Origin of the sequence: Rhizobium tropici CIAT 899, from assembly GCF_000330885.1 — a bacterium.
GTDB lineage: Bacteria > Pseudomonadota > Alphaproteobacteria > Rhizobiales > Rhizobiaceae > Rhizobium > Rhizobium tropici.
In genome coordinates this window covers 474,748-494,532 of sequence record NC_020059.1, presented here as the reverse complement: position 1 = coordinate 494,532, position 19,785 = coordinate 474,748, and the positions used below count along the sequence as shown (strand labels likewise).

Sequence of the window (19,785 nt, the reverse complement as noted above, 5' to 3'; positions counted from 1 at the left end):
GCGGTGCGGCTCCTTTGATCCGTCCGGAACCTAGAGCAACTCAGCGAAAAGGCTGTTGGTGCTGGTTCCGGTGATTCGTACGTTAATAATGTCACCGATTTGCGATGCTTTTGCATCAACATTCACAGATTGCAGCCAAGGGGAGCGTCCAATCAACTGGCCCGGCATCCGGCCCGGCTTTTCCAGAAGGATATCCACTGTTTTGCCGACGCAAGCCTCCGCAAACGCATGCTGCTGCCGCAGCAGCAATGCCTGCAATCGCTCCAGCCGCTCGGTCTTGACCTCTTCGGGCACCTGATCCTTCAGCTCCGCACCGGGCGTGCCCGGCCGCGTCGAATATTTGAACGAGAAGGCCTGTGCATAATTCACCCCCTCGATGAGCTTCAGTGTATCCTCAAAATCCTGGTCTGTCTCCCCCGGGAAGCCGACGATGAAATCGCCCGAAAGAGCGATATCGGGGCGCGCAAGACGGATCTTCTCGATGAGCGTCAGATATTCGGCCGCCGTATGCCGCCGGTTCATCGCCTTCAGGATACGATCCGAGCCAGCCTGAACCGGAAGATGCAGATAGGGCATCAGCGTCCGCAGATCGCGATGGGCACCGATGAGGCGGTCGTCCATGTCTCGCGGGTGGCTGGTCGTATAGCGCAGGCGCGCGAGACCAGGAATCTCCGCCAGGCGATAGAGGAGATCGCCGAGGCTCCAGGCTTCGCCTTTCGGGCCGATGCCGTGCCATGCATTGACGTTCTGGCCGAGCAGCGTGATCTCGCGAACGCCGCCATCCACCAGCTTCTCGGCCTCCTCGACGATCTGGGAGACCGGACGGGAGACTTCGGAGCCGCGCGTATAGGGCACGACACAGAAGGTGCAGAACTTGTCGCAGCCTTCCTGCACCGTCAGGAAGGCAGTGACGCCGCGGGCACGGATCTTGGCCTCTTCGGCGATCGGCAGATGTTCGAACTTGTCCTCGATCGCATATTCGGTGTCGACGACGCGCTGGCCTTCCTTGGCGCGACGCAGCGCGTCCGGCAGGCGATGATAGGTCTGCGGGCCGATGACGACATCGACGGCAGGCGCGCGGCGCAGGATTTCCTCGCCCTCAGCTTGCGCGACGCAGCCGGTGACGCCGATCATCATTTCGCGGCCGTCAGCGGCCTTGCGCTTCTTCATCTCACGCAGGCGGCCAAGCGCGGAATAGACCTTTTCGGCCGCCTTCTCGCGGATATGGCAGGTGTTCAAAAGGACGAGATCGGCCTCTTCCATGTCCTCGGTCGGCTCATAGCCGTCGCGCGCGAGCGCATCGCTCATCCGCGTGGAATCATAGACGTTCATCTGGCAGCCATAGGTCTTGATAAAGACCTTGCGGCTGTTGGAGCCGTCGCGGGAACCGAGCTGCAAAGCGTCGGTCGCCGGGGCGTCGAGGGTCAGGCTATCCTTGGTCATGGGCCGCTATGTAGTGGCTTTTGCTTTCGGAGAAAATGAAAAAGTTGGAATCACCTGGAATCAGGCGATCTCGCGCCCGAGCAGGCGGCTGGCAAGCATATTGCGGATGCGCCTGGCGATAGTGGCGCTGACTTCCTTGCGATTGGTGCCGGCGCGATAGTCCACCGCCTCGCCGAAACAAACGTCGACATCGATGGCGCCGCACTGGATGATGCCCTTCAGGTGCGGCACAAGCTCGATATCACCAGGCCATGCCGTCAGCGGGCGATAATAGCGGCCCATCGGCGTTCCATGGACGCGGGTATAGGCGACCGCAACCGGCTGGACATGCACGACGGCATCCGGCGCCTTCGGCAGGGCGGCAGCGGCAGCACCGAACAGCGAGGATTTGACTTCGAGCAGCCGATTGCCGTCCGAGGTCGTCCCCTCGGGAAAGAGCACCATGATTTCGCCGTCCGCCATACGATCGGCGATCTCATTCACCTGCTCGCCAGTCTTGCGCTTCTGTTCGCGCTCGACGAAGACGCTCTTCTGCCATTGCGCGAAAAGCCCGAAGATCGGCCAGTCCCGCACTTCCGACTTGGCGATGAAAGAGACATCGGCGACAGCCGAAAGTACGAGAATATCGAGCCAGGACGAGTGGTTGGACGCCAGCATCAGAGGCCGGCTCGTCTCCATCTTGCCGATCACGTGGATGCGCACGCCAAGCCAATAGCAGACGATGCGATGCCAATAGCGCGGCAGATAGCGCCGGAGCTTCCAGTCAAAGCGCAGGCAGAGGATCTGCAGCGGCAGCATCACCGCGCTGACGACGCCAATGACCACAGCAGCACAGCCGATGCGCAGCCAGGTCATCAAATCGCTCGCTCTTGCATGAAAGCCTTCACGTCAACCTTCGTCCTTCTTCAGCGGGATGCCGTAAAGCTCCAGCCGGTGATCGACGAGTTTGAAGCCATGTTCACGGGCAATGCGTTCCTGCAAAGCCTCGATCTCCGGCGAATGGAATTCGATCACCGCGCCGCTTTTCAGATCGATCAGATGATCGTGATGTTCCTCCGGCACGGTCTCGTAGCGGGAGCGGCCATCGCGAAAATCGTGGCGGGCAAGAAGGCCGGCATCCTCGAACAGCTTTACCGTGCGATAGACCGTGGAAATCGAGATTTTCGCATCCACCTCCACCGAGCGTCGATAGAGCTCCTCGACATCGGGGTGATCCTCGGAACTCTCGATGATGCGGGCAATGACCCGGCGCTGGTCCGTCATGCGCATGCCGCGCTCGGCGCAAAGCTCCTCCAGGGATTTTACGGCATCATCCATCGATTGCTGTCTTCGGTCTGTTCGGACTGTGACAAGGGCTAGAGCGCCGAATTGTCGCTCTATCCATTTGTTTTGTCGCATTTGTGCGGCGCCAGGTGATGCCACCTGGCTGCAAAATGCTCTAGCGAAGAACGCGGCGCATGACAAGCGCCGTCGACCTCTGGCCGTTTTCGCCGACATAGTAAGCCTTGCGCTCACCGACGGTTTCGAAACCGAGCTTGCGGTAAAGGCCGAGGGCCGGCTGATTGCTGCCGTCGACCTCCAGGAACATGGTTTCGCCGCCGCGATTGCGGGTTTCACGCAAAGCCGCCTGCATGAGGCGCCAGCCAAGGCCGGAGCGTCCGAGTTTGGCATTGACGGCAATCGTCAGGATTTCGCCCTCGCCCGCCACATGGCGAGCCAGCACGAAGCCGGGAAGCGCCTTTCTGAGGATGGCGTTGGTCTGGCGGGCAACGAAGCCGAAGGTGGTCTCCTGCGAAAGGAGACCCTGAAATTCAGTCTCGTCCCATACCCGCGGGAAACGTTCACCATGCAGGAGTGCCACTTCGGCGCAATCCTTCAGTTCCATCGGGACGATTTCGTATTCGGCTTTCAAGGTCAGATAGGATTCGAGCATGTCTATTGCCTGGCAACTGCGTATCCGGCCTGCGGTCTGGCATCGGGTCCGCGAAGATAAAGCGGCTTCGGCTTTTCGCCGGCAGGCTTGCCGGCGCCCAGCCGGGCGACGATGGCAATCGGAAATGCGTCTGGCCGCTCCGCAGGCGGCGCGTCGCTCAACCGGGCGACGGCCGTTCCGGTGATAACCCCATCGAATGCGCCGGCGATTGCCCGCGCTTCGTCGATCGTCACGGCCCGAGCCTCGTCCAGCGGGTTGCCATCGGCACCGAAGCTCTGGAGATAGATCTCCTCGCGCTTGGCATCGATGGCAGCCAGAACCGACTTGCCCGGATTCTGTGCTCGCGCGGTCGCTGCCATGACCTCGAGGGTCGTGACGCCAACTGCTGGAACATTGAGGGAAAGTGCAAATCCGCGTGCGGCTGCAACGCCGATGCGGATACCAGTGAAGGAACCGGGGCCGACGGTCACGACGACACGCTCGATCGCCGAAAGCGCTACGCCGGCTTTCGCCAGCGCTCCGTCGACAACGTGCATCAGATGCTCGGCATGCCCCCGTCCGATCGTTTCCGTGACCTCCCCCATCACAGAATCACTGCCGCTATCATACACAGCGGCAGCGCAATCCACACCTGCCGTGTCGAGCGCCAGTACGATCATGTCAAATTTTCCGAAAAGCCTAAATATTAAACGGCTTCGACTTCCTGAACTTCGGGCACGAAATGGCGCAGCAGGTTCTGCACGCCATGCTTCAGCGTCGCCGTCGAGGACGGGCAACCGGCGCAGGAACCCTTCATGTTGAGATAGACCTTGCCGTCACGGAAGCCGCGGAAGGTGATGTCGCCGCCATCCTGGGCAACGGCCGGGCGAACGCGGGTATCCAGCAGCTCCTTGATGGTCAGCACGATCGATTCATCGCCTTCATCGAAGAATTCGCCGCCGGCATCCTGCACTTCGGAGAGAACCGACGCCGAGCCCATGACCGGCTTGCCGGACATGAAATGCTCCATGATCGAACCGAGGATAGCGGGCTTCAGATGTTGCCATTCCTGCTGTTCCTTGGAGACGGAAATAAAGTCGTAGCCGAAGTAAACGCCGATGACGCCCGGGATTTCGAAGAGGCGTGCAGCCAGCGGCGAAGCTTCGGCTTCCTCGGCGCTGCGGAACTCGGCCGTGCCGTTTTCCATCACCACTTTGCCCGGCAGGAACTTGAGGGTCGCGGGGTTCGGCGTCGCTTCGGTCTGAATGAACATCTTGATCTCCATGCGGCGGGCGAAAACCCTGTCCCGACTTTAGAATATTTCAAAAGAAGATAGGCCTTTTGGCCATCCTATTCAAGAGAATGTTTCTCAAGAAATGGCGTCTGCCCATCAACTCAGAGCGTCGATTTCCTCGTTGCTCAGCGTGTCCGGAAGCACCGTCACCGGGATCGGAAAAGCGGTTGCGCGACCGGCGATCGACGAAACCAGTGGACCGGGACCTTCCTTGGCAGACCCTGCCGCTAGAACGAGGAGCGCGATGTCCCGGTCCTCTTCAATCAAGGCATTGATCTGCTCTGCGGCCGATCCCTCACGAATGACGATTTCGGCGTCAATCCCGACATTCTCGCGCACGGCCTGCGCCGCCTTTGCCGTTGCTGCCTCCGCTTCCTCACGCGCTTCCGCCCGCATGATCTCCTCGACGCCAAGCCATTGCTGGAAGTCGCCCTCGGGAATCACATAGAGCAGAACGAGGCCGCCATTGGAGTTCTTGGCGCGCCGGCCGGCATAATGGACGGCGCGCTGGCATTCTGGAGTGCCGTCGATGACCGCCATGAACTTGCGACGATGACCTTCGAGCCGTGAGAGACGTTTTGAAACCATGCGGCGACTCTGACACCCGAAGACGACGTTTTGCAAGCCCCCGATTCAGGCGGCGGCCTGCATGCCGATATCAATAGAGAAAGCCGATAATATCGCGAACCTGCTTCATGGTCACATCGGCACGAGCGCGGGCGCGGGCGCCGCCATCGCGCAGCACGGCGTCGATATGGCCGGGATCGGCCATCAGGCGGCGCATTTCCGTCATGATTGGCGAGAGCACATGTACGGCGAGATCGACCAGCGCCGGCTTGAAGACGGAGAACTGCTGGCCGCCGAATTCGGAGAGAACCTCCGCCTTCGACTTGTCGGCAAGGGCCGCGTAGATGCCCACCAGATTGTCGGCTTCCGGACGGCCGGCGAGACCGGCGATTTCGCTCGGCAAGCCATCCGGATCTGTCTTGGCCTTGCGGATTTTCTTGGAGATGTTTTCCTCATCATCGAGCAGGTTGATGCGCGAGAGGTCCGATGCGTCGGATTTCGACATCTTCTTCGTGCCATCGCGCAGCGACATGACGCGCGGCGCCGGGCCATCGATCAGCGGCTCGACCATCGGGAAATAGGCGTGCACCGGCTCGTCGCCGACGGTGATATCGATGCCATAACCCGTGCGGCGGATATGCTCCATGTAGTCCAGATTGAACTTCATGGCGATGTCGCGGGTCAGCTCCAGATGCTGCTTCTGGTCGTCACCGACTGGAACATGGGTGGCGCGATAGAGCAGAATGTCGGCAGCCATCAGGCTTGGATAGGCATAAAGCCCGAGCGAGGCCTGCTCGCGGTCCTTGCCGGCCTTGTCCTTGAATTGCGTCATGCGGTTCATCCAGCCGATGCGGGCGACGCAGTTGAAGATCCAGGCGAGCTCAGCATGGCCGGGCACGGCCGACTGGTTGAAGACGATATGCTTTTCCGGGTCGATGCCGGCGGCGAGGAAGGCCGCGGTGATCGAGCGCGTCTGGTTCGGCATGTCCTCATGGACGAGCTGCGCCGTCAGCGCATGCATGTCGACGACGCAATAGATGCAGTCGTTGTTGGCCTGCAGGGCCACGAACTTGCGGATCGCGCCAAGATAGTTACCGAGGTGGAGGTTGCCGGTAGGCTGAACGCCGGAGAATACGAGCGGCTTGAATTCGGTCATGTCGTCCTCAAAAGGCTTGTGGAGGGCCCGGGTGAGCAATGCTCGACCCTTGGTTTCGAGCGGCTTATGCACGTGGGATCGATGGGGATCAAGTGGCTATGTGACAGAGTCTCAGGAAGAATGCTGGATCAGATCCCAAGTGTTGCCATGGGGATCGGCAAAGACCGCTACCGTGCCATAGACTTCATGGCGCGGCTCCTCCAGAAAACGCACACCCTTTGCCTTCATCGCGGCATGATCGCGGGTGAAATCGTCCGTCTTCAGAAAGAAGCCGACGCGGCCGCCGGTCTGGTTGCCGATCGCCGCACGCTGGCTGTCGCTGACGGCTTGAGCGAGCAATAGCGCGGCGCCCTCGGTGCCTTCCGGCCTGACGACAACCCAGCGCTTACCCTCCGGCTGCATCTCGTCAGCCAAGCACTCGAAGCCAAGGGCATCGCAGTAGAAGGCCTTGGCACGGTCGTAATCATCGATGACAAGGGTAACGAGGAAGAGGGATTGGGGCATGGGGGGCTCCGCTTCTGACTGAATCGTCTCCTCGCCCCGCTTGCGGGGAGAGGGCTAGGGTGAGGGGCCATGTACAAACGTTCGGCGTGGGCAGACTATCTTGGCCAGCCGCTGATATAACGGCGCCTGCATACTTTATTTCGGCGGGAATATCGGTGAAAGCCCCTCATCCGACTTGCCGCAATCTCACTATGTTCGATCGCGCCAAGCCACCTTCTCCCCGCATTGCGGGGCGAAGGAGCCTTGTTATTCCCCGTTCACCGCCTTCGCATCCGACGCTGGCGCCGGGCGCTTGCGCTTCAAATTGCGGCGTATCATGCCCACATCCACGCCGCCGATCAGGAAGGCGACAATGAAATACACTGCCATCGCAATCAATATAAGCAAGCCCAGGACGCCGGTCTTGGTGAGCAGCGTCGAGCCGGATCCCAGAAGTGGCTCCCACCGATGAGACAAATATACGATGACGCCACCCATGACGGCGGAGGAGACGAGCAGCATGGCGGTGCGTCGCGCCAGCGACCATTCCCAGACGAGATGCCCGCGGCGATAGAGGGTCACGAAGAGCTGTACAGCGTTCAGCCATCCGGCAACCGCCTCGGCGAGCGCAATGCCGCGTTCGGCCAGCACCGGGAAAAGCAGGATGGACAGCGCCGAATTGACGGCGACGGCGATCGCCGTGTAACGCATCGGCGATTTCGTATCTTCGCGGGCATAAAAGCCGGGCTGCAAGGCCTTGATCAGCACGAAAGCCGGCAGGCCCAGGCCGAAGATGGCGAGTATGGAGCCGACCAGCGTTGTATTGTTCGCGTTAAAGGCGCCGCGCTCGTAAAGCACGCGGATGATATCGTCGGAGAGCAGCCACAGGGCGACGGCGGCCGGCAACGTCAGGAACAGCACGAATTCGATCGAGCGGTTCTGGATATTGGCGGCTTCCTTGATATGGCCCGACTTCAGCGAACGCGCCAATTCCGGCAGAAGCACGATTCCGACCGCGACGCCGACGACACCGAGCGGAAGCTGGTAGATGCGGTCTGCATATTGCAGGGCGGCGATCGCGCCTTCCTTGCCCGAGGCAATCGCCTGGCCGATGACCAGATTGATCTGAGTGACGCCGCCGGTGATGGCCGCCGGGATCGCAAGAAGCAGAAGCCGCTTGACATTGGGCGTGAAGCGCGGAAAGCGCAGGCCGATACTGATGCCCGCATGACGCACGCCGATATAGACGACGGCCAGCTGCAGCACGCCTGCCACCAGTACCGACCAGGACAGATACCAGGCGGTGGTCAGCGGATCGGCGCCGAAATAGATCGCGTAGAACAGCGCGCTGATCATCACCAGGTTGAGGAAGATCGGAGCCACGGCCGCGGCGAAGAAATGATGCAGCGAATTCAGCATGCCGCTCATCATCGCCGTCAGCGACATCGACATGAGATAGGGGAACATCACGGCCGCCAACCGGACCGTCAGGTCGAATTTCTCGGCATCGTCGGCAAAACCGGGCGCGATGACCCAACGCACCAGGAGCGGCATGGCCAGTTCCATGACGATGGTGATCAGCAGCAGGACCGAGAAGAGAACGCCGAAGACTTCCTCGGAAAAGCGCTTGGCGCCATCAATGCCGTTCGCCTCGATTTCCTTGGCAAAGAGCGGCACGAAGGCGGCGTTGAAGGCACCTTCGGCAAACAGCCGGCGGAAGAGGTTCGGAAAGCGGAAGGCAGCGTAGAAGACGTCAGCCATCGGCCCCGTGCCGAGGGCGGCGGCCATCAGCGTTTCGCGGGCGAAGCCGAAGATGCGGCTGCCGAGCGTCGCGCCACCGACGGTGATGAATTTCTTGACTAGGCTCATGCGGCTGAACCGGCTTTCTTCTCGGTGTCTGACTTTTCGACGGCGACGCCACGCGTGGCGGCGGGCGCGATGATGCCCGACGGCATACGCTCACGCATTTCATCCTCCTCGCCCGCCATGACGGCTTTCAGGCGTGCGGTGATATAGGCCCGCCTGTTCTCGTTGGAAATCTTCTGGCCCACCAGGTCGGCGACATAGAAGGTATCGATGACCTTTTCGCCGAAGGTGGTGATGCGGGCAGACTGGATATCGAGAGACAGATCCGAAAGAACGGCGGTGATTTCTGACAGCAGGCCCGGGCGGTCGAGGCATTCGACCTCGATGACCGTGAACTTGTTGGAGAGGCTGTTGGTGATGATCACCGACGGTGGGATGACGAAAGCCTTGTTCTTGCGGCGGTTCTTCGTCCGCGTCGCTATGACCTCCGGCAGCCGCTTGCGGCCGGCCAGCACATCCTCGATCATCTTGCCGATGGTGGCGGCACGGCGCAGTTCGTCGGCGTCGTCGGGAAATTCGCGGCTGACGTGGATGGTATCGAGCGCGCGGCCGTCCGATGTCGTGAAGATCTGCGCATCGGCGATATTGGCCCCGGCAGCGGCACAGGCGCCGGCGATCACGGTCAAAAGACGGGGATGGTCGGGCGAGAGCACGGTGATCTCGGTAATGGCGTGGAAGCTATCGGTGCGCACCATCGTGGCGAGGACCTTGCCCGCCTTGTCGGATTCACGCATGAACTGCGTATGGCGGATCTGGTCTTCCAGAGGTACCGACAGCAGATAGGGCTGATAGTGCAGCTTGACGTAGGCCTTGCGCTCCTTCTGACTCCAATCGGCAAGTGCGTGTTCCAGCGCTTCGGCGGCAGCTTCGGCGCGTTCCTTGCGCGACACTTCGGAGAACCCGCCTGACAGCAGCAGCTCGGTTTCATAATAGAGCGTGCGCAGCAGCTGACCCTTCCAGCCGTTCCAGACGCCAGGGCCGACGGCGCGGATGTCGCAGACGGTCAGGATCAGCAGCATCTTCAGCCGGTCGAGCGACTGCACCCGGTCGGCGAAATCGATGATCGTCTTGCGGTCGGTCAAGTCGCGCGTCTGGGCGACCATCGACATGGTCAGATGTTCCGCGATCAGCCAGACCACCAGTTCTGTCTGCTTCGGTGAAAGGCCGAAGCGCGGGCAGAGCTTGCGTGCAACTGCGGCACCGGCTTCCGAGTGGTCTTCCTCGCGGCCCTTGGCGATATCGTGCAACAGGACGGCGACATAGAGCGCATCGCGATCCTCGATATTGGGCATCAGCTTGTTGGTGAGCGGATGAATATCCTCAGCCCTGCCCTTGTCGATCTCCGACAGCACCTCGACGGCGCGGATCAGATGCTCGTCCACCGTATAGTGATGATACATGTTGAACTGCATCATCGAGACGATCTTGCCGAATTCCGGAATGAAGCGGCCAAGCACGCCGGCCTCGTTCATGCGGCGCAGGATCAGCGCCGGATCGCGTTTCGAGGTAAGGATGGAGAGGAAGAGCCGGTTCGCCTCCTCGTTTTCGCGCAGATCGTTGTCGATCAGGCTCAGCGAGCGGGTGACGCGCTTCAACGCATCCGGGTGGAATTCCAGCCCATTGATATCAGCGACGAAGAACAGCCGGATGAGACTGACCGGATCGCGCTTGAAGACGTCGGGATTGGCAAGCGCGATACGGCCGCGGTCCTCGACGAATTCGACGGTACCGGGGATCTTGCGCGAGCGGTTGGCAAAGCGGCTGATGACGCCGGTGAGGCCCGGAGTGGCCTTCGCCTGCTGGTCCTCCAATGCGGCGCAGAGGATGCGGGTGAGATCGCCGACATCCTTGGCGACAAGGAAATAGTGCTTCATGAAGCGCTCGACGGCCGAAAGGCCCGGGCGGGCGTTATAGTCGAGGGCTGCGGCGATATCGCGCTGGATATCGAAGGAAAGCCGCTCTTCCGCCTTGCCGGTCAAAAAATGCATGTGGCAGCGCACGGCCCAGAGGAAATCCTCGGCCTTTTCGAAGAGACGATACTCCTGCTTCGACAGCACGCCGAGCTTCACCAGCTCGGCTGGATCGCGGACGTGGTAGTAATATTTCGAGATCCAGAACAGCGTGTGCAGATCGCGCAGGCCGCCCTTGCCTTCCTTGACGTTCGGCTCGACCAGATATCGGGTGTCGCCGGCCTTGCGATGGCGCTCGTCGCGTTCGGCGAGCTTGGCGGCGATGAATTCCGGGCCGGTATTGGTGACGATTTCCTTGTCGAAGCGCGCCTGCAGCTCCCGCTCCAGCGCGACGTTGCCGCAGATATAGCGGGTTTCGAGAATGGCGGTGCGCACTGTCATATCGGACTTGGCCTCGCGGATGCACTCCTCGACCGTGCGCGTGGCATGGCCGACTTTGAAGCCCATGTCCCAAAGCATATAGAGAATGAATTCGACCGCCTTGTGCGTCTCGCTCGCTGGTTTCGGCTGGAAGAGGAAGAGCAGGTCGATATCGGAGCCCGGCGCCAGCGTATCGCGGCCGTAACCGCCGACGGCGGTGACGGAAAATGCGCCGGCCTGTTTCGGGTAGGCATGATGGACAGTGAGATCGTAGAGGACGGTGATGATCTGGTCCTGCAGCCAGGAAATCCGGTGCGCGCAATTGAGCCCGCTGCCGTCGGCGATCAGCAATCGCCGTGCTTCTTCCCGTCCATCCTGGCTTGCCTTTTTCAACAGCGCCAGCAGCGCGGAGCGCTCTTCATTCTTATCCAGACCGCGTTTGGCGAGAGCCTCGCACTCCGCCTTCAGCGCGGATACATCGAGAACGGTCGAAAAATCGATATGATGCGTTTCCATGCTCTGCCGATCGGCTTTCTCTTCGCTGACCGCGGCCCGTTGCCGGCGCGCCTGTCTTTTCGTCTGCATGCGCTATAGCCTCTTTGGCCCGCGATTAACACAGGCATTCTGGGCCTGGTCTTTCCATGATTTCTACCGGGCCAAAGTTGACGAAGCGTGACGGCAATCGACGCAGAAGCCGGCGGTTTTAGGGCCTTGCCGGCTCGATCGCCCGTCTGAGCTCGTTCAAGCTATATAATATGTTTCGCGACTGGGCGCCGATCTGCGTCACCATTTCGCGCTCGCATTCCCAATAACCGGCCTTGGCGATCTTCGAGCAAATATCGGAAATGCGGCTGCAGGACAGCGTAATATCGAGCAGGCCGCGATCGGAGTCACAATCCGGAGGCTCTCCCTCGCCGCAAATCTTGCCGCGCGCGGCGATCGGAGAGAAGCGCTCACCCAGAATGCGGACTTCGGCGAGAAGAACTTCGAGATACATCATATTGCCCTTGGAATATCGCCTGTGGTCAGCCGGTCTTGTTGAGGGTCTTCTTCAGCTCGTAGAGCACGTCGAGGGCGGCTCGCGGCGTCAGATCGTCGAGATCGAGCGTCTTCAGCCGTTCCTCGACCTTGGAGGGTTCGCGCCGGCCGACCGCCTCCTCCCGACGGACCGCCACCTGGAACAGCGGCAGATCATCGATGAGCTGGCTTGCCGGATTCTTGCGGTCGGCATCTTCAAGCCGCGTCAGAACGTCGCGGGCGCGCGCCACCACGGAAGCCGGCAGGCCGGCGAGACGCGCCACCTGGATGCCATAGGAGCGATCGGCAGCCCCCGGCCCGACCTCGTGCAGGAAGATGACGTCGCCATCCCATTCCTTGACGCGCATGGTGGCATTGGAAAGCCGCCCCAGCTTTTCCGATAACACGGTGAGTTCATGGAAATGGGTGGCGAAGAGGCCGCGGCATCGATTGGCCTCGTGCAGATGCTCGACGGCTGCCCAGGCGATGGAAAGGCCGTCGAAGGTCGCGGTGCCGCGACCGATCTCATCGAGAATAACAAGCGAGCGTTCCGTCGCCTGATTGAGAATCGCGGCCGTCTCGACCATCTCGACCATGAAGGTCGAACGGCCTCGGGCCAGATCGTCGGAAGCGCCGACGCGCGAGAACAGCCGGTCGACAATGCCGATATGGGCGGAAGCGGCCGGCACGAAGGAGCCCATCTGCGCGAGAATGGCGATCAGCGCGTTCTGGCGCAGGAAGGTCGACTTACCGCCCATGTTCGGGCCGGTCAGCAGCCAGATCGCGCCATCCTTGCCATCGGATTTCGGGGAGAGATCGCAATTGTTGGCGACGAACGGACCGCCGGCCTGACGGCGTAGCGCCTGCTCCACCACCGGATGGCGGCCGCCCTCGATGGCGAACATGCGGCTGCCATCGACGATGGGTCGGCAATAGGCCTGTTCCTCGGCAAGGAGCGCAAGCCCGGCTGCGACATCGATCACTGACAGCGCGCGGGCGCCCGCTTTGATCGCCTCGGCAGCGGCCACCACGGCTGCGACCATGCGGTCGAAGGCCTTGAGCTCGATTGCCAGCGCCTTGTCGGCGGCATTGGCGATGCGGCTTTCGAGATCGGCAAGTTCCGTCGTGGTGAAACGCATGGCATTCGCCATGGTCTGGCGATGGATGAAGCGCGCTTTGGCTTCGCTCGTATCCGTCATCGGACCCGCATTGCCGGCCGTGACCTCGATGAAGTAGCCGAGCACATTATTGTGCTTGATCTTCAGCGATTTGATGCCGGTTTCCTCGGCATATTGCAGCTGCAGGCCGGCGATGACACGGCGTGATTGATCGCGGAGTGCCCGCACTTCGTCGAGCTCGGCATTCGCCCCTTCCCTCAAGAAACCGCCGTCGCGTTTCAGCAACGGCAGCTCGTCGGCAAGTGTCGCGGCGAGCATGGCTTCAAGATCGGCGGGCAAGGCAACGAGCCCGGTCAATGCAGCCTTCAGCTCTTGCGGCAGAAGTGCAGGTCCGAGCATGCGGGCGAGATCGGCTGCTGCGGCCAGCCCCTGGCGGATCGCCCAGAGATCGCGCGGGCCGCCACGATCGAGTGCGAGGCGCGACAATGCGCGCGGCATGTCAGGCACATGCTTCAATGCCGCACGCAGATCGCTGCACAGCGACGGCTCCTCGGTCAGAAAACCGATCGAATCCAGACGCTCGTTGATACGGACAGGGTCGGTCAGCGGCGACATCAGCCGTTCGGCGAGAAGGCGTGCGCCGCCGCCGGTGACGGTGCGATCGATCGCCTTCAGGAGAGAGCCGTTGCGATCACCGGAGAGTGTGCGAACCAGTTCCAGATTGGCGCGGGTCGCGGGATCGATGAAGAGCGTCGAAGCGCCGCTTTCGCGCTCCGGCAACCCGAGCGGCGGACGCTCGGCAAGCTGGGTCTTCTCGACATAGGCAATCGCCGCTGCCGCAGCGGCGAGTTCGGCCCGGCTAAAGGTGCCGAAACCGTCCAGCGTCGAGACGCCGAAATAACGGGTGATGCGACCCTCGGCGCTGGCACTGTCGAACAGCACGGCCGGCTGCGGGACTGCCGTGCGGCCGAGAATGTCGAAAACCGGCTTCAATTCCGGATCGTGGAACATCGTATCCGGCAGGATCAACTCTCTCGGATCGATGCGCAGGATATCGGCGAGCAGCCTTGAGGCTTCCGTCTCCGCCAGGCGGAAGACACCAGTCGAAATATCGATCCAGGCGAGCGCCAGCTGCGGCTCGGCACCGCCGCGAATGCGTGTCAGAGCCATCAGATAGTTGGATTCGGAGGGCGAAAGCAGTTTTTCTTCGGTGATCGTACCTGGCGTCACCAGACGCACGACATCGCGCCGCACCACCGATTTGCCGCCGCGCTTCTTTGCCTCAGCCGGATCTTCCACCTGCTCGCAGACGGCGACGCGGAAGCCAAGGGCGATAAGCTTTTGCAGATAATCATCGGCGGCATGAACAGGCACGCCGCACATGGGGATATCCTGCCCCATGTGCTGGCCGCGCTTCGTCAGCGTGATGCCGAGCGCACGCGAGGCATCGACGGCGTCTTCGAAGAACAGCTCGTAGAAGTCGCCCATGCGGTAGAACAGAAGCGAACCGGGATTGTTCGCCTTGATCTCGATATATTGCTCCATCATCGGAGTGGCCGAGGCGCGGCTTTCCTCCGAGGCAAGCTCGGCGGCCGAGAAAGCATCGATGCTGGCGTTAATACGTTCGTTCACGGAGGTGCAGTTTTTCCAAAAAAATGAGGTGCCACCCTATCCGCGCGCCGCTATAGAAGACAACAGCTATCGGGCAAGAGGGACCGGTCGCCCACAGGAGGTTTGGAGGAACAATGGCTGACAGCAAGAGCAAGTCGCGTCCGGGAACGGGGATTACCGATCAGGAAGCACTGGACTTCCACAAGAACGGCCGCCCCGGCAAGCTTGAGATCAACCCGACCAAGCCGATGGCGACGCAACGCGACCTTTCCCTTGCCTATTCGCCCGGCGTCGCCGTCCCGGTGAAAGCGATCGCCGCCGATCCGGCTACTGCCTACGACTATACCTCGCGCGGCAACATGGTTGCCGTCATCTCCAACGGCACGGCCATCCTAGGCCTCGGCAATCTCGGCGCACTCGCCTCCAAGCCGGTGATGGAAGGCAAATCGGTCCTCTTCAAGCGCTTCGCCGACGTGGATTCGATCGATCTAGAGATCGACACCGAGAATGTCGACGAATTCATCAACTGCGTGCGCTATCTCGGCCCCTCCTTCGGCGGCATCAATCTGGAAGATATCAAGGCACCCGACTGCTTCATCATCGAGCAGCGCCTGCGCGAGCTCATGGATATTCCCGTGTTCCATGACGACCAGCACGGAACCGCCATCATCGCCGCCGCCGGCCTGATCAACGCGCTCGAACTGACCGGCCGCGACCTCAAGACCACCAAGCTCGTCTGCAACGGCGCGGGCGCTGCCGCCATCGCCTGCATCGAGCTGATCAAGTCGATGGGCTTCAATCCGGAGAACGTCACCCTTTGCGACACGAAGGGCGTGATCTATCAGGGCCGCAGCGAGGGCATGAACCAGTGGAAGTCGGCTCATGCGGTCAAGACCGACAAGCGCACGCTGGCGGAAGCGATGAAGGGCGCCGACGTCGTGTTCGGCCTGTCGCAGAAGGATGCCTTCTCCGAAGACATGATCCGCTCCATGGCCGACCGGCCGATCATCTTCGCCATGGCCAATCCCGATCCGGAAATCACGCCGGAGGAAGTCGCCCGCATCCGCGACGACGCCATTATGGCGACGGGGCGCTCGGACTATCCGAACCAGGTCAACAACGTTCTCGGTTTTCCCTATATCTTCCGTGGCGCGCTCGACGTGCGCGCGACCACCATCAATGACGAGATGAAGATCGCCGCCGTCAACGCGCTGGCGAGCCTTGCGCGCGAAGACGTGCCCGACGATGTCGTCGCCGCCTATCAGGGCGCAAGACCGCGCTTCGGCGCGCAATATATCATCCCCGTGCCCTTCGACCCGCGCCTTATCTCGGCAATCCCCGTAGCTGTCGCAAAAGCCGCGATCGAGAGCGGCGTAGCGCGCCGCGAAATAGCAGACATGGAAGCCTATGCACGCGAACTGTCGGCCCGGCGCGATCCGATCGCCTCGACGCTGGCGCAGCTCTACGAGCGCGTCCGCCGGCATCAGAAGCGCATCGTCTTTGCCGAAGCGGAAGAGGAGCAGGTCATGCGCGCCGCTCTCTCCTACGCCAATCAGGGGCTTGGCACCGCCATCCTTCTCGGCCGCGAAGATCTGATCCAGGCGACCGCCGAACGCGCCGGCATCGATCTCAACCGCCCTGGGCTTGAGATCGTCAATGCCCGCATCTCGAAGCGGGGCGATGCCTATATCGATTATCTCTATGCCCGGCTGCAGCGCCAGGGCTACCTGTATCGTGACGTGACCCGCCTGATCCATAACGACCGCAATCACTTTGCCGCCTGCATGGTCGCGCTGGGCGATGCCGACGGCATGGTGACGGGCGTCACCCGCAACTATTCGACCGCGCTCGGCGACGTGCGCCGCTGCATCGACGCCAAGCCGGGTCACCGGGTCATCGGCATATCGATCGTGCTTGCGCGCGGCCGAACCGTCTTCGTCGCCGATACCGCCGTGCATGACATGCCGACCTCCGAAGAACTGGCCGATATCGCCGAGGAAGCTGCCGGCTTCGCACGGCGCATGGGCTATGAGCCGCGCGTCGCCATGCTCGCCTATTCCACCTTCGGCCACCCCCCGGGCGAACGCTCCGAGCGCGTGCGTGAAGCAGTGAACATTCTCGACAAGCGCTATGTCAATTTCGAATTCGATGGCGAAATGGCGGCCGATGTGGCGCTGGACCGCAAGCTCATGGAAAGCCTCTATCCCTTCTCGCGGCTATCCGGACCGGCAAACGTGCTTGTCATGCCCGCTTTCCACTCTGCGGCGATTTCCACCAAGATGCTGCAGGAGCTCGGCGGCTCGACGGTCATCGGGCCGCTGCTCGTCGGCCTCGACAAGCCGGTGCAGATCACATCGATGGGCGCCAAGGATTCCGATATCGTCAACATGGCCGCCATCGCGGCCTATGGTGCGGGGTCGTAGACGCTACCTTATGAAATTGAGCCGGCGACCCAACAAAGGTGATGGGCTCCGACGTCAATTCGGTGTAAAATAGCGAGATGAGTGAGGCCCAGGTCCTGTTCGGAGTGCTGCGCCATTCTGCGCAGCCTGACATTGTCGATGCTATCGAGCGGCTCGTCCTTGAGGCACCCGACCGCAAGCTTAACCGTGTGAATGCGCTCGCCTTCGCCGCCGACCATAGCTTCGATGAAGAGCAGACTATCAATGCCTTCCTGCACGCGTCGCGCCTTGGCCTGTTCGAGATGTCGTGGAATGTTCTTTGCCCCGGCTGCGGCGGGGTATTGGATGCCAATACCTCGCTGAAAACCGTGCAAAGCGATACCTATAACTGTACGCTTTGCGCAGCCGGCTACGAGCCGACGCTCGATGAGATGGTGGAAGTCACCTTCACCGTCAGTCCGCGCGTGCGCCACATAGAAGCGCACAATCCGCACGACCTGCCGCCCCTTGAATATTTCCGCCAGATTTATTGGGGCTCGGGCATCGACCTTCCCGACGAGGGTTACGAAGAGAAAGTCGATCAGTTCGTTCTGGAATCGCTCGAGCTGCCGGCCGGCGAGAAAGCAGTGATATCGCTTCAATTGCCGGCGGAATTCACCATCATCTTCGAGCCTGTCACGCATGCGGCGCAATTTCTTGACGTGAAGGGAGAGCCGTCTAGGGAAAGGCAGGCCCTCTCAATCGTTTTCGATCGCATGCATCGCCATAGCGAGGCCATCGAATTGCGGCCTGGCCCCTTGCGCATCCAGATGGAGAACCACACGAACCTTCGCGTGCTGCCATCGATCTGCGTGGCAAACGAGGCTCTGCACACGCTGCTTGGACAGCGCCGGCCATTTCTGACCGCCAAGCACCTGCTTTCCAACCAGACCTTCCGTGACATCTACCGCACGGATACGATCGACATCGATCAGCGACTGAAGATCACCAGCCTCACCTTTCTGTTCACCGACCTGCGCGGTTCCACGGAATTATACGAAAGGGTCGGCGATCTCGCTGCCTTCGATCTGGTCAAGACCCATTTCGGCATCCTGCATGAGATCGTGGCGGCGGAGGCGGGTGCCGTCGTCAAGACGATAGGCGATGCGGTCATGGCGACGTTCCCGACGCCGGATCGGGCGCTCACCGCGGCGATGCGGATGCGCGAGGCCATGCTCAGCCTCAACAACGAGCGCGGCAACGACGACCTTCTCCTGAAAATCGGCATCCACGAGGGGCCGTGCATCGCCGTGAGCCTGAACGAACGGCAGGATTATTTCGGGCAGACGGTCAATATCGCATCCCGCGTCCAGCATCTCGCCACATCACGCGAGATATTCGCAACCAGCTCGGTGCTCGATCATCCTCGCGCAGCCGAGCTGATGACGAGGCGCGGCCTCACGCCGCAATCGCATCATGTCGCGCTGCGCGGCATCACCGACGCGATCGATATTTTTGCGATCCCTTAATATTATCAGCTAGCGAAGCGTCCGGCATCCGCGCCGTAATAATTGACGTAGCGGTCCGAAATGCTGGCGATCGGCAGGACGATCAGAACATCCGTGGTGTTGAAGGCCTGATCGACGACGGCAGTCGAGCCGACCATGGCGCCAAGGCGCAGATAGCCCTTGATCAAGGGCGGCATCGCCATCAGCGCTTTCTTCGGATTGATGGCCTCGACCGGCATCAGGTCCATGGTCCGGGCGAGCGACGGCAAAGCACCGACGGCCCAGTCATCCTTGGCGACAACATTGTGATAGAGAAAGGACAAGGCGAGCGCGTGCTGTTCCGGCAGGACACCGGGGAAGGAGGCACAACCGATCATCGCGCCCATGCCGTGCTTCAGCGCATAGGCCCAATTGCCCTGCCAGAGCAGCTCGACCGTGCGCTTGTTGCGGTAATCCGGAAGCACGCAGGAGCGACCGAGTTCCATGAAACGTTTATCGGGATGACGGGCAAGCAGCGCGTCGATGTCGAATTCCGATGACGAATAGAAGCCGCCATTTGCCATGGCCACTTCCTGGCGCAGCAGGCGGTAGGTGCCGACGATCTGGTCTTCCGGATCGCCTTCGATCGAGCGATCCAGCACCAGAAGATGGTCGCAAATGGCGTCCCAGCTGTCGACGTCGCGTTGACGACGCATGGCGTCAGCCGGAAGTTGCGCGTTCATCTCCTCGACGAAAACGCGGTAGCGTACGGCCTGAGCGGCATCGATTTCGCGCGCCGTGCGGGCAAGGCGCGTTTCGAGATTTCCGATGCGTCCGAGCACATCGCTGGCAACCGGCTCAACCGTTGCCTTTGAAGACTGAACCATTTCGCCCTGAGCTTCGCGATTCAAGATTTCGATGGACATGGCGATTCTCCCCCTACGGGCCGATATAGCGCCATAAACCAAATTCGTGCGACAGGAAAGTGACACGCAGCTTTGCTAAAAGCAAGAACCGTGCCCATTGCAATTTTTCGAATAGGCGCGCCATCCCCAACTTAGCGGCCGCAAATGCCACAAGTTGAACCTTCTCGCCGCCCTCTATCGAACATTGATGAGCC

General features: G+C 61.2%; 16 protein-coding genes. 2 read left to right on the top strand and 14 right to left on the bottom strand.

Annotated elements, in window-relative coordinates; translation table 11 throughout:
- Nucleotides 1–30: 30 nt before the first annotated feature.
- From miaB to mutS, 13 genes are all read right to left on the bottom strand, one after another.
- Nucleotides 31–1,443 carry a tRNA (N6-isopentenyl adenosine(37)-C2)-methylthiotransferase MiaB gene (miaB, locus tag RTCIAT899_RS02400; protein ID WP_015338631.1) on the bottom strand — a complete coding sequence of 471 codons (1,413 nt, stop codon included), beginning with the start codon at nucleotides 1,441–1,443 and terminating at the stop codon, nucleotides 31–33.
- Between the two features lie 60 nt (nucleotides 1,444–1,503).
- Nucleotides 1,504–2,301, bottom strand: coding sequence for a lyso-ornithine lipid O-acyltransferase (gene olsA / locus RTCIAT899_RS02395; RefSeq protein WP_041677188.1), 798 nt, complete (start codon nucleotides 2,299–2,301; stop codon nucleotides 1,504–1,506).
- Nucleotides 2,302–2,331: 30 nt separating this feature from the next.
- The gene (locus RTCIAT899_RS02390) at nucleotides 2,332–2,760 is read right to left on the bottom strand and encodes a Fur family transcriptional regulator (protein WP_015338629.1); all 429 of its coding nucleotides are present in this window, start codon (nucleotides 2,758–2,760) and stop codon (nucleotides 2,332–2,334) included.
- Nucleotides 2,761–2,881: 121 nt separating this feature from the next.
- Nucleotides 2,882–3,376: a GNAT family N-acetyltransferase gene (locus RTCIAT899_RS02385; protein WP_015338628.1), complete on the bottom strand. Its 495-nt coding sequence runs from the start codon at nucleotides 3,374–3,376 to the stop codon at nucleotides 2,882–2,884.
- Between the two features lie 2 nt (nucleotides 3,377–3,378).
- A complete protein-coding gene (tsaB, locus tag RTCIAT899_RS02380) occupies nucleotides 3,379–4,035 on the bottom strand; it encodes a tRNA (adenosine(37)-N6)-threonylcarbamoyltransferase complex dimerization subunit type 1 TsaB (RefSeq protein WP_015338627.1) in 657 nt (218 codons plus the stop codon).
- A gap of 26 nt (nucleotides 4,036–4,061) precedes the next feature.
- Nucleotides 4,062–4,628 carry a NifU family protein gene (locus RTCIAT899_RS02375; protein WP_015338626.1) on the bottom strand — a complete coding sequence of 189 codons (567 nt, stop codon included), beginning with the start codon at nucleotides 4,626–4,628 and terminating at the stop codon, nucleotides 4,062–4,064.
- Between the two features lie 117 nt (nucleotides 4,629–4,745).
- Nucleotides 4,746–5,237 (bottom strand): universal stress protein, encoded by a 492-nt coding sequence (locus RTCIAT899_RS02370; RefSeq protein ID WP_015338625.1) that lies wholly within the window; start codon nucleotides 5,235–5,237, stop codon nucleotides 4,746–4,748.
- A gap of 70 nt (nucleotides 5,238–5,307) precedes the next feature.
- Complete coding sequence (gene trpS, locus RTCIAT899_RS02365) at nucleotides 5,308–6,372, bottom strand: tryptophan--tRNA ligase (protein ID WP_015338624.1); 1,065 nt, start codon at nucleotides 6,370–6,372, stop codon at nucleotides 5,308–5,310.
- 111 nt (nucleotides 6,373–6,483) lie between these two features.
- Nucleotides 6,484–6,876 carry a VOC family protein gene (locus tag RTCIAT899_RS02360; protein WP_015338623.1) on the bottom strand — a complete coding sequence of 131 codons (393 nt, stop codon included), beginning with the start codon at nucleotides 6,874–6,876 and terminating at the stop codon, nucleotides 6,484–6,486.
- 246 nt (nucleotides 6,877–7,122) lie between these two features.
- Nucleotides 7,123–8,724, bottom strand: a complete 1,602-nt coding sequence (murJ, locus tag RTCIAT899_RS02355; RefSeq protein ID WP_015338622.1) for a murein biosynthesis integral membrane protein MurJ — start codon at nucleotides 8,722–8,724, stop codon at nucleotides 7,123–7,125.
- Nucleotides 8,721–11,636, bottom strand: coding sequence for a [protein-PII] uridylyltransferase (locus RTCIAT899_RS02350; protein ID WP_015338621.1), 2,916 nt, complete (start codon nucleotides 11,634–11,636; stop codon nucleotides 8,721–8,723). Before RTCIAT899_RS02350 ends, murJ begins: the two co-directional genes overlap by 4 nt.
- A 118-nt stretch (nucleotides 11,637–11,754) precedes the next feature.
- Nucleotides 11,755–12,051 (bottom strand): hypothetical protein, encoded by a 297-nt coding sequence (locus tag RTCIAT899_RS02345; protein ID WP_244441434.1) that lies wholly within the window; start codon nucleotides 12,049–12,051, stop codon nucleotides 11,755–11,757.
- A 25-nt stretch (nucleotides 12,052–12,076) separates the two neighbouring features.
- Complete coding sequence (mutS, locus tag RTCIAT899_RS02340; protein WP_210318596.1) at nucleotides 12,077–14,734, bottom strand: DNA mismatch repair protein MutS; 2,658 nt, start codon at nucleotides 14,732–14,734, stop codon at nucleotides 12,077–12,079.
- Between the two features lie 197 nt (nucleotides 14,735–14,931).
- Between mutS and RTCIAT899_RS02335 the strand changes: the two genes are divergently transcribed.
- Both RTCIAT899_RS02335 and RTCIAT899_RS02330 read left to right on the top strand, forming a co-directional pair.
- Nucleotides 14,932–17,220 (top strand): NADP-dependent malic enzyme, encoded by a 2,289-nt coding sequence (locus tag RTCIAT899_RS02335; RefSeq protein ID WP_015338618.1) that lies wholly within the window; start codon nucleotides 14,932–14,934, stop codon nucleotides 17,218–17,220.
- Between the two features lie 77 nt (nucleotides 17,221–17,297).
- Complete coding sequence (locus tag RTCIAT899_RS02330) at nucleotides 17,298–18,707, top strand: adenylate/guanylate cyclase domain-containing protein (RefSeq protein WP_015338617.1); 1,410 nt, start codon at nucleotides 17,298–17,300, stop codon at nucleotides 18,705–18,707.
- A gap of 5 nt (nucleotides 18,708–18,712) precedes the next feature.
- Here the strand turns inward: RTCIAT899_RS02330 and olsB are convergent, their stop codons facing one another.
- On the bottom strand, nucleotides 18,713–19,591 hold the full coding sequence (olsB, locus tag RTCIAT899_RS02325) for a l-ornithine N(alpha)-acyltransferase (protein ID WP_015338616.1): 879 nt from the start codon (nucleotides 19,589–19,591) through the stop codon (nucleotides 18,713–18,715).
- Nucleotides 19,592–19,785 lie beyond the last annotated feature (194 nt).

Excerpts from the sequence above, each read along its gene's own strand:
- tsaB (WP_015338627.1), bottom strand. The coding sequence starts at position 4,035 with ATGATCGTACTGGCGCTCGACACGGCAGGTGTGGATTGCGCTGCCGCT.
- mutS (WP_210318596.1), bottom strand. The coding sequence starts at position 14,734 with ATGATGGAGCAATATATCGAGATCAAGGCGAACAATCCCGGTTCGCTT.
- murJ (WP_015338622.1), bottom strand. The coding sequence starts at position 8,724 with ATGAGCCTAGTCAAGAAATTCATCACCGTCGGTGGCGCGACGCTCGGC.
- RTCIAT899_RS02335 (WP_015338618.1), top strand. The coding sequence starts at position 14,932 with ATGGCTGACAGCAAGAGCAAGTCGCGTCCGGGAACGGGGATTACCGAT.
- RTCIAT899_RS02345 (WP_244441434.1), bottom strand. The coding sequence starts at position 12,051 with ATGATGTATCTCGAAGTTCTTCTCGCCGAAGTCCGCATTCTGGGTGAG.
- olsB (WP_015338616.1), bottom strand. The coding sequence starts at position 19,591 with ATGTCCATCGAAATCTTGAATCGCGAAGCTCAGGGCGAAATGGTTCAG.
- RTCIAT899_RS02350 (WP_015338621.1), bottom strand. The coding sequence starts at position 11,636 with ATGCAGACGAAAAGACAGGCGCGCCGGCAACGGGCCGCGGTCAGCGAA.
- RTCIAT899_RS02360 (WP_015338623.1), bottom strand. The coding sequence starts at position 6,876 with ATGCCCCAATCCCTCTTCCTCGTTACCCTTGTCATCGATGATTACGAC.
- RTCIAT899_RS02385 (WP_015338628.1), bottom strand. The coding sequence starts at position 3,376 with ATGCTCGAATCCTATCTGACCTTGAAAGCCGAATACGAAATCGTCCCG.
- RTCIAT899_RS02370 (WP_015338625.1), bottom strand. The coding sequence starts at position 5,237 with ATGGTTTCAAAACGTCTCTCACGGCTCGAAGGTCATCGTCGCAAGTTC.
- RTCIAT899_RS02390 (WP_015338629.1), bottom strand. The coding sequence starts at position 2,760 with ATGGATGATGCCGTAAAATCCCTGGAGGAGCTTTGCGCCGAGCGCGGC.
- trpS (WP_015338624.1), bottom strand. The coding sequence starts at position 6,372 with ATGACCGAATTCAAGCCGCTCGTATTCTCCGGCGTTCAGCCTACCGGC.
- miaB (WP_015338631.1), bottom strand. The coding sequence starts at position 1,443 with ATGACCAAGGATAGCCTGACCCTCGACGCCCCGGCGACCGACGCTTTG.
- RTCIAT899_RS02375 (WP_015338626.1), bottom strand. The coding sequence starts at position 4,628 with ATGTTCATTCAGACCGAAGCGACGCCGAACCCCGCGACCCTCAAGTTC.
- RTCIAT899_RS02330 (WP_015338617.1), top strand. The coding sequence starts at position 17,298 with ATGAGTGAGGCCCAGGTCCTGTTCGGAGTGCTGCGCCATTCTGCGCAG.